The 15,685-nt window shown below is 31.5% G+C and carries 15 protein-coding genes; 9 read left to right on the forward strand and 6 right to left on the reverse strand.

Features of this window, described 5'->3' with window-relative positions:
- The 5 genes from AADI82_RS08075 to AADI82_RS08095 form a co-directional block, all read left to right on the forward strand.
- The coding region (locus tag AADI82_RS08075; protein WP_341215935.1) for a class I tRNA ligase family protein at positions 1–1,529 on the forward strand (1,529 nt) is incomplete at its 5' end.
- Between the two features lie 151 nt (positions 1,530–1,680).
- A complete protein-coding gene (locus AADI82_RS08080) occupies positions 1,681–1,944 on the forward strand; it encodes a SemiSWEET transporter (RefSeq protein ID WP_341215936.1) in 264 nt (87 codons plus the stop codon).
- 76 nt (positions 1,945–2,020) lie between these two features.
- The gene (locus tag AADI82_RS08085; protein ID WP_341215937.1) at positions 2,021–2,722 is read left to right on the forward strand and encodes a zinc metallopeptidase; all 702 of its coding nucleotides are present in this window, start codon (positions 2,021–2,023) and stop codon (positions 2,720–2,722) included.
- 83 nt (positions 2,723–2,805) lie between these two features.
- Positions 2,806–4,578, forward strand: a complete 1,773-nt coding sequence (locus tag AADI82_RS08090) for a DNA mismatch repair protein MutS (protein WP_341215938.1) — start codon at positions 2,806–2,808, stop codon at positions 4,576–4,578.
- Positions 4,579–4,796: 218 nt separating this feature from the next.
- Complete coding sequence (locus AADI82_RS08095) at positions 4,797–5,093, forward strand: GIY-YIG nuclease family protein (RefSeq protein ID WP_341215939.1); 297 nt, start codon at positions 4,797–4,799, stop codon at positions 5,091–5,093.
- 151 nt (positions 5,094–5,244) lie between these two features.
- Here the strand turns inward: AADI82_RS08095 and AADI82_RS08100 are convergent, their stop codons facing one another.
- The 3 genes from AADI82_RS08100 to AADI82_RS08110 all read right to left on the reverse strand — a co-directional run bounded on the left by AADI82_RS08100 (position 5,245) and on the right by AADI82_RS08110 (position 7,336).
- Positions 5,245–5,835 (reverse strand): hypothetical protein, encoded by a 591-nt coding sequence (locus AADI82_RS08100; protein WP_341215940.1) that lies wholly within the window; start codon positions 5,833–5,835, stop codon positions 5,245–5,247.
- On the reverse strand, positions 5,832–6,338 hold the full coding sequence (locus tag AADI82_RS08105) for a sigma-70 family RNA polymerase sigma factor (protein WP_341215941.1): 507 nt from the start codon (positions 6,336–6,338) through the stop codon (positions 5,832–5,834). Before AADI82_RS08105 ends, AADI82_RS08100 begins: the two co-directional genes overlap by 4 nt.
- 104 nt (positions 6,339–6,442) lie before the next feature.
- Positions 6,443–7,336 (reverse strand): thioredoxin domain-containing protein, encoded by an 894-nt coding sequence (locus AADI82_RS08110; RefSeq protein WP_341215942.1) that lies wholly within the window; start codon positions 7,334–7,336, stop codon positions 6,443–6,445.
- A 479-nt stretch (positions 7,337–7,815) separates the two neighbouring features.
- Here AADI82_RS08110 and AADI82_RS08115 point away from each other — a divergent pair, with 479 nt between their 5' ends.
- Together AADI82_RS08115 and AADI82_RS08120 are read left to right on the forward strand one after the other, a co-directional pair.
- Positions 7,816–8,490: a histidine kinase gene (locus AADI82_RS08115; protein WP_341215943.1), complete on the forward strand. Its 675-nt coding sequence runs from the start codon at positions 7,816–7,818 to the stop codon at positions 8,488–8,490.
- Positions 8,491–8,609: 119 nt separating this feature from the next.
- Positions 8,610–9,305, forward strand: coding sequence for a LytTR family DNA-binding domain-containing protein (locus tag AADI82_RS08120; protein ID WP_341215944.1), 696 nt, complete (start codon positions 8,610–8,612; stop codon positions 9,303–9,305).
- 63 nt (positions 9,306–9,368) lie between these two features.
- On the opposite strand, the gene AADI82_RS08125 is transcribed toward AADI82_RS08120, so the two are convergent.
- On the reverse strand, positions 9,369–11,456 hold the full coding sequence (locus AADI82_RS08125; RefSeq protein WP_341215945.1) for a S46 family peptidase: 2,088 nt from the start codon (positions 11,454–11,456) through the stop codon (positions 9,369–9,371).
- A gap of 77 nt (positions 11,457–11,533) precedes the next feature.
- On the opposite strand from AADI82_RS08125, the gene AADI82_RS08130 reads away from it, so the two are divergent.
- Positions 11,534–12,676: a methionine aminotransferase gene (locus AADI82_RS08130; RefSeq protein ID WP_341215946.1), complete on the forward strand. Its 1,143-nt coding sequence runs from the start codon at positions 11,534–11,536 to the stop codon at positions 12,674–12,676.
- 59 nt (positions 12,677–12,735) lie between these two features.
- Positions 12,736–13,515 carry an amidohydrolase gene (locus AADI82_RS08135; protein WP_341215947.1) on the forward strand — a complete coding sequence of 260 codons (780 nt, stop codon included), beginning with the start codon at positions 12,736–12,738 and terminating at the stop codon, positions 13,513–13,515.
- Here the strand turns inward: AADI82_RS08135 and AADI82_RS08140 are convergent.
- Together AADI82_RS08140 and AADI82_RS08145 are read right to left on the reverse strand one after the other, a co-directional pair.
- Positions 13,502–15,112 (reverse strand): Ig-like domain-containing protein, encoded by a 1,611-nt coding sequence (locus tag AADI82_RS08140; protein WP_341215948.1) that lies wholly within the window; start codon positions 15,110–15,112, stop codon positions 13,502–13,504. The genes AADI82_RS08135 and AADI82_RS08140 overlap by 14 nt on opposite strands.
- A gap of 64 nt (positions 15,113–15,176) precedes the next feature.
- A partial coding sequence (locus AADI82_RS08145; RefSeq protein WP_341215949.1) for a phosphoribosyltransferase family protein occupies positions 15,177–15,685 on the reverse strand: 509 nt, incomplete at its 5' end.

Below are 15,685 nucleotides of genomic sequence, written 5' to 3' on the forward strand. Positions count from 1 at the left end.
TACCAACCGAAACAGGCGAACCACCACTAGGCAATGCAACAGTTTGGGCTTGGGATACTAATAAGAATGAAGTTGTTTCAAATGACTTGATTGATAACAAAACGATTCATCCATTAGAATTGAATACCATGCCAGGGTGGGCAGGAAGTTCATTCTATTTTATGCGTTATATGGATCCTGAAAACCAAAATGAAATAGCTTCAAAAGAAGCGATGGATTATTGGCAAGATGTTGATTTATACATAGGCGGAAGCGAGCATGCTACAGGGCATTTGTTATACTCTCGTTTTTGGCAAAAATTCTTGTTTGATAAAGGCGTTGTACCTAAAGATGAATATGCTAAAAAGTTGATTAACCAAGGTATGATTTTGGGCGATAGTGCATTCGTACATAGAGTTGGATTCAATTTTGGTAAAGTCGTTGATACTAAGCATCAATTTACCAAAGAGGATGTCCAAAATATTAAGCTTTTAAGGGATAAGTACTCAATTATCGAGAATATATACCTTAGTAATGATATTATCAAATACCTAAGAAAAAGTTTTAATGAGCCAAATACTGAAGAGGAGATTGAGCATATGAAGTTGAGGAAAAACTTAACTTCTTATCTCTTAGAACCAATTCTGAAGGATATTACAGATTTTAATTTAGATGGTAAAGTTATGGTAAATACCATGATGAAAAACTACTTTAAAACTCATGTTTCTGTAGATTATGTGAATACTAAGAATGAATTAGATTGGGAAAGGTTAAAACAGGAAGACCAACAGTATTCTAATGCTGAGTTTATAACAAACAAGGGTAATAAGTATGTCTGTAAACGAGACGTCGAAAAAATGTCTAAATCAAAATACAATGTTGTAAATCCAGATGATATTGTTTCAAGTTATGGTGCAGACAGTCTACGTCTTTACGAAATGTTTTTAGGCCCATTAGAACAATATAAACCTTGGAATACTGCAGGTATTACTGGTGTACACTCGTTTCTTAAAAAACTATGGAAACTATACCATCAAGGAGAAAACGGAAGTTTCTACGTATCGATTTCCCCTCCTTCGGAGGGGTTAGGGGAGGCTCTTAAAACGTTACATAAAACCATCAAAAAAGTTCAAGAAGATATTGAGAACTTTTCGTTTAATACATCGGTTTCAACCTTTATGATTGCGGTTAATGAGTTGACGGCTCAGAAGTGTAATAGCAAAGAAATTTTAGAACCTTTATTGGTTTTAATTTCGCCTTATGCGCCACATATTGCTGAGGAATTATGGAGTCAATTAGGGAATAGTGGTTCGATTTCTACTGCGCCTTTTCCTGAGTTTGATGCAAGTCATTTAGTGGAAAGTAGCAAGAATTACCCCATCTCATTTAATGGTAAAATGCGTTTTACAATGGAATTACCATTGGATTTGAGTAAGGACGATATTGAAAAGGCAGTTTTAGCACATGAAAAAACACAAGAACAATTAGCAGGCAGAACGCCTAAAAAAGTAATTGTAGTCCCTGGTAAAATTGTTAATATTGTTGGGTAGCATCACGTCATCCTGAACTTGTTTCAGGGTCTCATAATAGAGATTTATAATGATGATGTGATTCTGAAACAAGTTCATAAAGACGTACGTTTCCGAGTTAAGGATAGAAGAGGTAACGCCCAAATAATTATCATTATTCAAGAATTAGTACATGAATTATATAGAAATAATAGGTTTTTCTGCTGCGTTTTTAACCACAGCAGCTTTTTTGCCTCAAGTGTATAAAACTTGGAAAACAAAGGATGTTTCCGCTTTGTCGTTACCCATGCTTTTAATGTTTATTACTGGCATAACATTATGGCTAGTTTATGGGTTTTATATATACAGTCCGTCTATGATTGTTGCGAATACAATAACTATTGGGTCTTCGATTTTACTGATTTATTTTAAGATAAAGTACAATGAAAAATTATAAGATTACTGACAGAATTGCATAGGTTGAAATTGGCGTTATTTTTGCTATATTTAATTAGAATTTAAAAATTTAAAAAATGTTAATAGAATATTATATATTACTTGGGGCTATAGCCTTAGTGAGTTGGTTAGTGAGTAGCACTTTAAAAAAGAAATTTGCTAAATACAGTAAAGTACAATTACGCAACGGGATGAGTGGTGCCGAAATTGCTGAGAAAATGTTGGCAGATCATGGTATTAGAGATGTTGAGGTGATTTCGACTCCTGGACAATTAACAGACCATTATAACCCGAAGAATAAAACGGTTAATTTAAGTGAATCTGTTTATAATCAGCGGAATGCGGCAGCGGCAGCAGTTGCGGCTCACGAATGTGGTCATGCGGTTCAGCATGCAAAAGCTTATGAGTGGTTAAAAATGCGTTCTGCATTAGTGCCGGTTGTTAGTGTAACTTCAGGAATGTCTCAATGGGTTGTTATTGGTGGTCTTATGCTTGGTGCTGCGGCAGGTCTTGGGTTTGGTTATTATGTTGCTGTTGCAGGTTTGGTTATGATGGGGTTTGCAACGTTATTCAGTTTTATAACGTTACCAGTAGAGTATGATGCTAGTAATCGTGCATTGGCATGGTTGAAAAATAAAAATATGGTATCGCAAGAAGAATATGCAGGTTCTGAAGATGCTCTTAAATGGGCAGCTAGAACGTATTTAGTTGCAGCCATTGGTGCTTTAGCTTCTTTAGTGTATTGGGGACTTCAAGTATTTGGTGGTTCTAGAGATTAATCAAATTAATACATAACAAAGTTTGAAAGCTCTGAACAATAGTTTCAGGGCTTTTTTGTTTCTTTACATTTTATTAAAATAGCATGGTAAATCCTTTAAAATATTATCAAGAGCATTTAGACAAATATCAAACTGAAGCTAAAAGTTTGTATAAACAAATGACGGCGCTTAGCATGTTGCGTCTCTTCGTTTTTTTAGCTGCTGGCTTTGGAATTTATTTCTTTTTTAGTCAATGGCAAATTGCTATCTCTATTGGGTTTTTGGGTATAGTCTTATTTATTTATTTGCTTTCAAAATATACGAATACAAAGCGACAACGTGAGTTTCATAAGGCTTTGGTAACTATAAATGAGGATGAAATTAAAATAGCATCAGGCGATTTTTATGATAGAGATGAAGGCTTAGAGTTTCAAGACCCCAACCACTTTTATAGTTTAGATATCGATTTGTTTGGGCGTGGTTCGTTTTTTCAATTTATGAATAGAACAACTATAAATGAAGGCACACAAGAATTGACAAATGCTTTAAAGGCAAATGATGTAGAACATATTAAATCTAGACAAGAGGCTATTAAAGAGTTGAGTTCTAAACCTCAATGGCGTCAATATTACTCAGCGACTTCTAATTTAGTAGCTATTGAAACCCCAGCAAAACATATTATAAATTGGTTGCAAAATCATAAAACATTTTTACCCAAACTTATGTCTTGGATACCTTTGGTATTTAGTATAACAACTATTGTATTGTTTGTACTTACAGTTTTAGAGGTTGTAGCTAATCAAGCCTTAATAGGGTATTGGTTGCTTTTAGGATTAGTTGTTACTGGGCGATATTTAAAAAAAATAAATGTGCTATCCTTAAACACAGATAAAGTTAGAGATACCTTTCGTCAATATGCGTCATTATTAGATTTGATTGAAAATGAAACGTTTTCTTCGGAATTATTACAACAAAAGCAGAAGCAAATTCAATCTGGCGATAAAAAGGCTTCTGAAATTTTTAAGACTTTTTCAAAGGCGTTAGATGCTTTGGATAATAGAAATAATTTGATAGGAGCGATTTTTGGAAATGGTTTTTTTTTAACAGATATAAGAAATAGTTATCACATTGAACAATGGATTGCCCAATACAATAACAAGGTGTCTGATTGGTTTGCAGTTGTATCGTTTTTTGATGCTTATAACTCTTTAGGAAACTATGCTTATAACCATCCAGATTTCGTGTTTCCAAAAATTTTAAAGGATGGAAATGTTATTAAAGCGAAAGGTTTAGGGCATCCATTATTGAAAAAAGAAAAACGTGTTGATAGCGATTTAACTATTGATAACGAACAGTTTTTTATAGTCACTGGTGCTAATATGGCAGGGAAAAGCACCTTTTTAAGAACGGTGTCTTTACATATAGTTATGGCAAATGTTGGGTTACCTATTTGTGCAAAATCTAGTCAGTATTCACCAGTAAAATTAATTACTAGTATGCGAACTACAGATTCTTTAACAGATGATAGTTCGTATTTCTTTTCAGAATTAACGAGACTTAAGTACATTGTTGATGCCATTCAAAAAGAACCTTATTTTATTATTTTAGATGAAATTTTAAAAGGAACCAATAGTACAGACAAGGCTATTGGTTCTAGAAAGTTTGTTGAAAAACTAGTCGCTTCGAATGCAACGGGAATTATTGCTACGCACGATTTAAGTTTATGTGAGATTGAAAAGGAACTTGAAGATGTTAAAAACTATTATTTTGATGCCGAAATTATAAACGACGAGCTTTATTTTGATTACACATTAAAACAAGGTATTTGCCAAAATATGAATGCCTCTTTTTTATTGAAGAAAATGGAGATTGTTTAGTTGATTAGTTTGTCACTTCGAGTGATTCCGAAGAAATGAGGAATTGTATCGAGAAGCTTTTTAATTTTAATTTGTTCTCGATACAATTTCGATGAAAAAAATCGAAACCACTCGAACTGACAACATAGTTAGTAATTTGCTTTGAAACTTATTGTTACTTCGAGTGATTTTATGAAGAGTAACGGAATAAAATTGTATCGAGAAGTAAAACTTTGATTATGAAAGTCTATTATGTTTACATTTTAAAATGTTCTGATGGCACTTATTACACTGGGTTTACTTCTAATCTTGAAAAGCGATATTTGGAACACAAAACAGGAAAACATAAAGAAAGCTATACATTTTCTAGAAGACCACTTACATTAGAATTTTATGCAGAATTTACGGACCCTAATATGGCTATTGTAACTGAAAAGCAAATCAAAAAATGGTCCAAAGCTAAGAAAGAAGCTTTAATTAATAATGAATTTGAAAAACTACCAAATCTTTCAAAGAAAAAGTTTAACTCCAAATAGGTCTCGATACAATTCTGTGAAAAATAGAATCACTCGACCTGACATTTACCTTGCATTATGCTTTAAAAGAGTACTTATCACTTCGAGAATTTATGAAGAACAACGAAGCATATACAAAACCGTTACCTTCAATACCTCAAAAAAAATCTTATTAATCCTTTAATTGATTTATCAATTCATCAATCTTACCTATTCTTGGATTGATTTCGTTTTTTACCCTTTTCTTATTTAAAAGATATCCATGAATCCCTATTCCAATTGCAGCTATATTAATAAAGATGATAAAATATACTGGTGCTTTTTCCCAAATACTGATACTAAATAATAGCATTATAGGGTAGACTGGTAAAATTCCCCAATGCACATAAGTTTTAAGGAATTTCTTTTGGGCTTTAAGATATTCTCTTGTTTTCTTAAGATAGTCAAGATAGTTTTCTTCCAAATCACTTGGTTTAAACTTTCTGATGTTTTTATATTTGATTATCAAGAAAACAGCACAAATGATTATTAGTGTTATTGATATTTTTATTAGGACAAATGGAATCCAGATTACTAAAAAAACAGATAATAAAATCCCAATTATAGCTAAACCCACTTCAAATAGTTCTAAATAATTCCACCACTTGTGTAGGCGCTCCAAACTAGATTTCATTTCTAAAATTAATTTAGACTTTTCAAATTTAATACGTTCTTGATTGCTGGACGATTGCCAGATATTGATAAGTTCATCTTCTTCTATCATAATGTTTTGTTTATACAATTCAACAATTTCTTTTTTATGCGTTTAATTTTTACAGCAACATTGTTTTCTGTTATACCTGTAATATTTGAAATTTCTTTATAAGGCAATTTTTCTAAATAAAGAGAGATGATTGCTTTATCCCCTTTATTTAGAGTATTTATACAATGTCGAAGTTGGACTAATTTCTCTTTTTGATCTTCGTTTTCAACTTCCGTTTGTAAACCAAAATCATTAAGGTTATCGGTAGAAATGAATCGTTTCTGTTTTTTAATGTCATTTGAACGAAAACGAAGACAAGTATTCAGTGTAATTCTATATACCCAGGTTTCAATGGAAGATTTATACTCAAAAGAAGGTAACGATTTCCAAATATTAATTAGTACTTCTTGAAAAAGGTCTTTAGTGTCATCAGGATTTTTGGAGTAAACCGAGCAAATTCTGAAAAGCTTTTGTTGATTTTGTTCAAGTATTTTTAAAAATAAAGACTCCAATTCCTTGTTCATAGTTTCATTCTTGTTTCTATTATATTAGTTACAAGAACTTTAAAAATATGACAATTAATATGAGATTATTTAATTAGAATTTAAAAACTGTAGATGTTAAAACATTATTTTATTACTTGGTTAATTTTTTCAACCATGCTCACAGCATTTTTATCATCAGGTTTTAAGCTCAATACTTTATAATAGTTTTTTAAAGCTTCGGTATAATTTTTTGCTTCAAAATAAGCTTCACCCAAACTATCATAAACATTGTGTTTGTAAGGAAATATTTTGGTGTTTAAATCGAAAACATACAACGCTTTTTCCGTTTGATTTGACCTTAAAAGCGAATACCCAAAAGTATTTAACTCTCTGCTACCTTTTACAAATTCTGCAAGTCTTGAAACTAAAATAGACTCCTCTAATTTCAAACTGTCTAAGGTTTTAGAGCTTAGTAAATAGTGCATATAATTAGCAGCCATATAATTTGATGTGTATTTATTTTTTGTTAAAATATTCAACATGTCACGCTCTAAAGTTTCTTTAGGATGCTCAACAATTCTATTGACTTCTTTACCGTTCTTGTAGAAAATAAAGGTAGGCACACGATGAATATTTAGCCCTTTTTCCTCATTATTGGGACTTTGCTTATAAGCTTCTTTGGTTCTATTAACCGCAATAACTTGTAATTGGTTTTCAGGGAATTTGGTTGCATCTAAAACTTTGTAAAATCTTGGAATTTCCTTTTTGCTATCGCCACACCAAGTGCCTAAAAACACTTTAATTTCATATTGATTTAAAGAATCTTTTAATTGTTTAGTAATGTTTTTGTTAACTAAATAATCGTTATAATTTTTTGAAAACCAAGTATTGAAAGTATTATTAGTTAAATCAGATTTTGTGATTCTTCCCAATAAAAGCTCATTGCCTTTTTTGTCGACCGTAAGTTTGTTAGCCGTTTGAGAAAATGAAAAAAGTAGATTAAGTAAAAGGATGAATAAGGTAACTGTTCGTTTCATTCTGATGATTTTAATTGATAAACCAAACCTAAAACAGTTTTGTAAACAACACGAATTAAGTTTACAAACAACATACTTAAATTTACAAACGGTAATATTTATGCAGTTTGTAATACTATAAGGGTTTTTTGTACATAATTTTTTGAGGATAATACATTTCTGTTTACTTTCATCTAGAATTAATGGTGACTTTACACAAACATACCTCACAAATTTTAGTGCACATCTTGTTTTGGATGCTGTTTATATTTGTGTCGCTTTTTTTGTTTTCAGATTATTATTGGAGCGAAAATCCATTTTTGCAATATCTTTCTATACTCGTTATTATAGTTTACGCAAATCATTTTGTATTACTTCCTTTTTTTATTAAAAAGCGTCTTTATATTATATATGTTTTTGTGTTTATCACCATTTCTTTTTTTGCAACTCAACTGTATTGTAATGTGTTTGCCCAGTGTGGTTGCTCAATTATGAAATGTTTGAGTGATTACTTATGGCAAACGTTAGTGCCGCTTATATTTTTCTCATTTATTTGGATGTTGTATCGTTTTTTAGATGAACAAGCCGAAGTTGAGCAGATTAAAAAAGAACACACCGAAATGGAACTGAAATTCTTAAAATCTCAAATAAATCCACATGTGCTTTTTAATAATTTGAATACGATTTATTCCTATACTTTAGAAAAACCAAACGAGGCAGCAGACCTAATTTTAATGCTTTCAGATAATTTAAAACATGTGCTTTATGAGAGTAACTCTGAAACCATTTCTTTAGAAAAAGAGATACAGTTTATAGATAATTATATAAAATTTCAGAAACTAAGGACTGAAGGCACAAAACAAATTCATTATTCTAAAAACATCAATTCTTTTCATCATAAAATAGCCCCTTTACTTTTAATAACGATTATAGAAAATGCTTTTAAACACAGTACTTTAAATAGTGCTATTTCAATACGTATTATTGTTGAAAATGGTATTTTAGAATGTATTTGCGAAAACGATTTTAACAAAGAAAAAGTAAGCGAAAACGATTTTAAAATAGGCTTGCAAAACCTAGAAAAACGATTGGAGCTTATTTATAAAGGCACCTATAATTTTACAATTGAAAAAGCAGAAAGTTTTAAAGTATATTTAAAATTGAATCTGAATTAAAAAGACGGTCAGTTCGAGTGAAATTCTTAAAAAAGAATTTTGTATCGAGAACCTATTTACTTCTCGATACAATTCTGATAAAAATCGAAATTACTCGAAGAGAAATCAAAAAAGAACATATGAATTGCATCATCATTGAAGACGAAATTCCTGCCCAAAGCATTTTAAAGCATTTTATTGATAAAGTGCCTAATCTAAATTTAATCGATACGTTTAAAGCAGCAATTGAAGCCAATTCGTTTTTTAACTCCAATACAGTTGATGTGGTTTTTTTAGATATTAATTTACCCGATATTTCTGGATTAGATTTTATTAAAACTATTAAAAACCCACCAGCAATTATAATGACGACTGCCTATCCCGATTATGCAGTTTCTAGTTTTGAGCTTGATACCATTGTTGATTATTTGGTAAAACCTTTTTCTTTTGACCGTTTTTTAAAAGCCATTAACAAAACTAAAGACAGAATTGAAACGCCAAAAAATAATACTGAAGGAAAAGACGGGGAAAGTATTTTTTTAAATGTTGATAAAACACTGCATAAAATAAATTTAAACGCTATACTTTATATAGAATCTGACAGAAATTATATTACTGTAGTTACCGAAACTCAAAAATTATCATACATTGATTCTTTAAAAAATTGGACTGCTAAATTGCCAGAAAATCAATTTAAACAAGTTCATAAATCCTTTATTGTTAATAGCAAGTTTGTTGATAAAATCTCAGGAAATACACTTTTTATAAAAGATAATAAAATTCCTATTGGCAGAACGTACAAGCAAGAGTTATTAAAACAATTAAAGATTATTTGATATAAAAAAAGACCTGTCGAATTTTTAAAACTGACAGGTCTGAATGTTTTATTTCGTTGTAGATTATTTTTTAGGATGCACTAATTTCATTTCATCTATTAAATGTTTAGCGCCTGCATATTTATCAATTATAAAAAGCACGTAACGTAAATCTACCATAATATTTCGGCAAATTTCTGGGTCGTAATTCATATCACTCATAGTGCCTTCCCAAACTCTATCAAAGTTTAGACCTACTAAGTTTCCGTGAGCATCAATAGCTGGACTACCTGAGTTTCCGCCAGTAGTATGGTTAGTTCCTAAAAAGCAAACAGGTACTTTTCCGTTAGTATCGGCATATTGTCCGTAATCTTTAGCAGCGTATAAATCACGTAGTTTTTTTGGTACATCAAACTCATAATCTCCAGGAATATACTTTTCAATAACGCCATCTAAATAACTCACATGATTATAATATACTGCATCTCTAGGCGAGTAACCACGAACCTGTCCATAAGTTACACGAAGCGTACTGTTTGCGTCAGGAAAGTAGCGTGCATTTGGTAGAGCTTCCATTAGCGCCGTCATGTATTTAGTTTGTAAAGCGGTTATAGGCTCGTTTTTTTGCTGAAACTCTTTGTCTATCACATTATAAAACTCATCAATAAGTGGTTTTGCGTATTTGTAAGCGGCATCGTTATTAATGTTTTTCAAAACTTCTTCTGGAGAACCTTCTAGTAATTTTAAAGCTGAATCTAAATTTGTAAATGCCGTTTTATCATAAATTGAAGCATCCACATGATTAGTATATAGAGGCATTACGCTATTAAAAACAGCTCTGTCTACATCAACATTATAATTTTTATGAATACCCTTAAACCTCCCAATAAGACTTTCTTTAGCGCGTTCAAAAACACTAGGATTATTATTAATGGCTTGTACCACTTGATAGGATCTAAAAGTCATTTGCATTAACTCATTAGTTGTTAAAAAGACTTCAATAAAATTACGGCGCTTGATATTTACAGGTGCAAAATCTCTATATAAGCGATTAAATTCTGGAAGGATACCACCGTATTTTTCTTCTAAACCTTTTTCTTTTAAAGCCTTGGTAAAAGTGGCTTCAAAAGCGCGTCTTTTTTCTACAGCATTACTTTTTTCAATACCTAAATTCTCGCCTATCCATTTTTTCCATGCATTGGCAATTCGTGCTTGTTTAGAGGCGTATTTAATTCGTATGTCGTCATCAACCTTCATTTTTTCGTTAATAACCTTTAAAGCTGCCTCACGAATGGCAATGTTTGTAGGGTTGTAATCTTTGGTAATGTGTTCTATGGCAACCGCAGGTAAATATTCGTTGGTTCTGCCTGGGAAACCAAATACCATAGTAAAATCGCCTTCTTCAACACCATCTAAGGATATTGGTAAAAAATGTTTTGGTGCATATGGTTTATTATTTTTGCTATATTTTGCAGGACGATTATTGGCATCTGCATAAATTCTAAACAAAGAAAAATCGCCTGTATGCCTTGGAAAAACCCAATTATCGGTATCGCTACCAAATTTACCAATACTGGTTGGTGGCGCACCAACTAAACGAATATCCTCAAAACGTTCGGTAACAAATAAAAAGTACTGATTGCCTTTGTAAAACGCTTTAATTTTTGCGTCTTGCCAAGTTTCTTTAGTCCAGGTTTTTAAAATGCTATTGCTAGTTTTATCAATAACAGACTGTTTTTCTTTTTCAGTCATATCCGTATTAATATCTGCTAAAACGTCTTTAGAAACATCATGAATACTAACTATAAATTCAATAAACAAACCGTTATTGGGTAGCTCTTCCTCATGACTCATCGCCCAAAATCCATTTTTTAAGTAATCATTTTCAAGTGAAGAATGTGATTGTATTTGGCTAAATCCACAGTGGTGATTCGTTAAAATAAGTCCTTTAGGAGAAATAACTTCGCTAGTACAACCACCGTTAAAATGTCCAATAGCGTCTTTTAAGCTAGAGTTGTTAACATCATAAATGTCTTTGGCGGTTAGTTTACTGCCTAAGCTAGCCATTTCGTCTTCATTCATACCTTCTAATAGCGAAGGAATCCACATGCCTCCCTGTTGAGCAAAGGTGTTTAATGTTATAAAAAACAATAAAATTTTTAGGTATTTCATGGTATAAACTTTAGAATAAAACCAAATATATAAAGCATATATTTATTATGTAAATTTACTGCTAATAATATTAAAAAATGGAGCAAATTTCTAAACTTCCACATGTTGGTACAACCATTTTTACAATTATGGGTGCTTTGGCTAAAGCACACAATGCTATAAACTTATCGCAAGGTTTTCCAGATTTTAGAATGGATAAAAAACTTATCGATTTAGTTACAAAAGCTATGCGTGCTGGACATAATCAGTATGCACCCATGCAAGGCAGTATAGCATTGCGAGAAGTGATAGCTAAAAAATTCGAGTTACTATATAGTTCTACTTATCACCCAGAAACAGAAATAACCATTACTGCTGGTGCAACTCAAGCTATTTTTAGTATTATTTCTGCATTTATAAAGCTAAATGATGAGGTTGTTATTTTTAGACCAGCTTACGATTGTTATGAGCCAGCAATTGAATTAAACGGCGGAAAAGTAATTTCGATGGCATTAGAGTCTCCAAATTTTAAAGTGGATTGGGATGCTGTAAAATCTCAAATTAATAATCGTACTAAAATGATTATTATTAATACGCCTCAAAATCCAATCGGGACTGTTTTTTCTGAAACAGATATGCTTCAATTACAAGAGATAACAAAAGGAACAGATATTATAGTATTGAGCGATGAGGTTTATGAGCATATTGTGTTTGATGGTGAAAAGCACCAAAGCGCTTGCTTGTTTTCCGATTTAAAATCTAGAAGTTTTGTAGTGGCTTCTTTTGGTAAAACATTTCATAATACAGGTTGGAGAATTGGTTATTGTTGTGCGCCGAAAGCACTTATGAGTGAGTTTAGAAAAGTGCATCAGTTTAATGTGTTTTGTGTAAATCATCCCATGCAAAAGGCGTTAACAGAATATTTGGAAAAGGAAAATAACTATTTAGAATTATCAGATTTCTATCAAGAAAAGAGAGATTCTTTTTTAAGTTTGATAAAGGATTCTCGGTTTAAGTTTACAGCATCAAAAGGCACGTATTTTCAACTTTTAGATTACTCGGAAATCACTAAAGAAAATGATGTCGATTTTGCAAAACGCTTAACTATTGAAAATAAATTAGCATCGATTCCTATATCAGTTTTTTATAATACCGAAGTTAACAGTAAAATACTCAGATTTTGTTTTGCAAAAAAGGATGAAACATTAAAACGTGCCGCAGATATTTTAAATAGTCTTTGAATTCGTGGCAGATTTAAAGCTATATTTTTTTAGAAGCACAAAATAAATACTTTTAATATATGAATAATCAACTTAAAATAGCCCTAGTACAATCTGATTTAGTTTGGGAAAACCCAGAACTAAATAGGAAGAATTTTTCAGAAAAACTTAAAAGTATTTCTGAATCTGTCGATGTAATTATTTTGCCAGAAATGTTTACAACAGGTTTTACAATGCATGCTCAGGAAGTTGCAGAAACTATGCAAGGCGAAACAGTAGAGTGGATGAAAAATGAAGCTTTAAAACATAAAACTGCTATGGTTGGAAGCATCATTGTTTCAGAGGATAATAACTATTATAACCGCTTGTTATTTGTTGAACCTTCTGGAAAAATCAGTATTTATAATAAGCGGCACACCTTTACATTAGTTGGAGAAGATAAAGTGTTTACTGCTGGAAATAAGAAAGTAATTATGAATTACAAAGGTTGGAAAATTTGCCCTTTAATTTGTTACGATTTACGCTTTCCTGTTTGGGCAAGAAATATAGAAGATTACGATGTTTTAATTTATGTTGCTAATTGGCCAAAGCCTAGAATTTCTGCTTGGGATACTTTGTTAAAAGCACGTGCTATTGAAAATATGAGTTACTGTATTGGTGTTAACCGTGTGGGAATTGATGGTGTAAATAGTGAATATTCAGGGCATTCTGCGGTTTATGATGTTTTAGGAAATGCACTAACCTCATTTAAACCCAATAAAGAACAGATAGAAATTGTTACTTTAGAAAAAAAGCATATTCTAGCATATAGAAACAAGCTTAAATTTTTAAATGATAGAGATGTATTTACTCTTCAATAAAATTTAAAGTTTGGACAAGTCCCCAATCGGATCTGACTTCATCATCCATTTCAAAATGACTCACACGTTCAGGTTGAATCTTTTTGAGGTAATTACCAGCGTCGTATTTGCCATTGCCATTAGTATCAAAAATAACTCTAATATAGTACTTCCCAGAATCTAAATTTAAAAAATCTAAGGCTTTAGGTTTTGTAGCGTATTGCTCGTATTTAACTTCTCCTTTTGCGTCAGTTAATTGAAATATAATAGGATACTTAACATTTACAAGAGTAAATCTCACATATCCAAAATCAGATTCTTTTTTTGTACTCACAGCATAATTTAAGGTGTCATTTGTGTTATCAAAAAAATCAATGAAAGCCTCAGGTAAAACTTGTAATTTATAAGCGTTGTCTTCTGTTTTTTTAAAGTTGAAATTGTATGCGTTTGTAATAGAATCGTATTGGGTAGTAAAATCTACATTTGTAGAATCTTTATCCATAATACTAATCTTTGAAGCATCAAAAGTTGTAAAAGGTGTGTTTGCAAAAATCTTAAAAGGCTCTTCGTAACCTATGTTTCCAGAAGGTTCAGTTTTAATTATTAATGAATCTCTTTTTTGCTCGCTTATTCGTACCGTAAAATCTTTTTCAAAAGTGGGATGCGACACTTTAAAAAGCAATGAATCTGCTTTCAATCTGGGTTTATACCAATAGTAAAGAGTATCTGCTTTTTCGTCTTTGGTAATTCTATGGGTAAAATCTTCTGGCGTTTCAGAGCTTATTTTAATGTCCATATTTTTATAATCACCCTCGTAGCCAAAAGCAATTTTTTCGCCAGAAATTAAACGTGGTCTAACAGCTTTAAAATCTGGTGCTTCAGAAAACAATTTTAAGGTGTAAAGCGAATCGTTTGGTACGTCTATAAAGCTCTCATGAAATGCTATTTGATCCGTTTTCTGTTGAAATTTATTATCATTATTGCCATCTTTTAGAGCCATTAGCATATATTTTCCAGCTTTTATGTTTTCGATAGAAAAGGTGGTAACACTATCAAGCGTATTGGTAATATATTTAGGCGTTTCTTTATAAATGATAGAATCATGAAATGTTGAATCTATTTCGTATAAAGCTACCGATACAAAGGTTTCAGGTTGTCTTTTTAAAGCATCAATAATTTGTCCTTTTACGGTTAACGAATCTATATAATCGCCTGTTGATAGTACGTATCTGTAATAAGGAAATGGATTCCCTTCATTATTATCGGTAATACTATTTCCAAAATTAAAAGCGTATGTTGTATTGGGTAGCAGTGTATCGTTAATTCTAATGGTAATTTCTTTACTGGCACTACCAAGCGGTGTTATATCTGGTTGCCATTTCATAGGAGGCGAAATAATAAGCTGCTTTTGTATATCTTTTATTTTGATATATTCATCAAAAACAATCTTGATTTCATTGTCTTTAAAATTAGTAGAAAAATTCTCTGGAGTTGACTTTTCGATGCTTGGAGGCGTTTCATCTTTTGGGCCGCCACCTGGTGTGCCACGATTGGCGCAGTTAATAAAAGCCAAGCTTATTAAAGCTATAAAAATAAAGTTAGAAAGGGATTTATTCATCGACTAATTTTAAATTTTAGCAAAAGTACATGATTTGTGTTTAGAAACATAACGATTAAAGATGTTAAGCTATTGCCATGGTTGCAATACTTATTTTTACATTTTTTACTTGGTTTAATACGGCAATACAGGCTTCAAGTGTTGCTCCTGTGGTAATAATATCATCAACTAAAAGAATGTGTTTGTTTTCAATAGCCGATGGGTTTTGTAAAGCAAATAATTCTTCTGAATTCATCCAACGAGAAATACGCCCTTTTGTAGTTTGCGATTTAGTATTGGTGATTTTAACCAAGATATCGTCCTTATAATTTGTGTTTAAAGCTTTTGCAATTTGTTGTCCAAACTTTGCCACTTGATTAAAACCTCTTTTTTTTAATTTGTTTTTATGAAGTGGAACAGGGATTACAACATCAATATCTTTATAAGCTTCAATTTCTCTCAACTCACCACCAAGCCAATTTCCTAAGAAAAATCCAATATTGTCGTAACCTTTATATTTTAATCCGTGAATAAGTTGTTGCACCAATCCTTTTTTTTCAAATCTAAAAAGCGCTGTTCCGTTTTCAATTTTAG

The organism is uncultured Wocania sp. (genome assembly GCF_964021735.1).
In the GTDB taxonomy this organism is placed as follows: Bacteria; Bacteroidota; Bacteroidia; order Flavobacteriales; family Flavobacteriaceae; genus Wocania_A.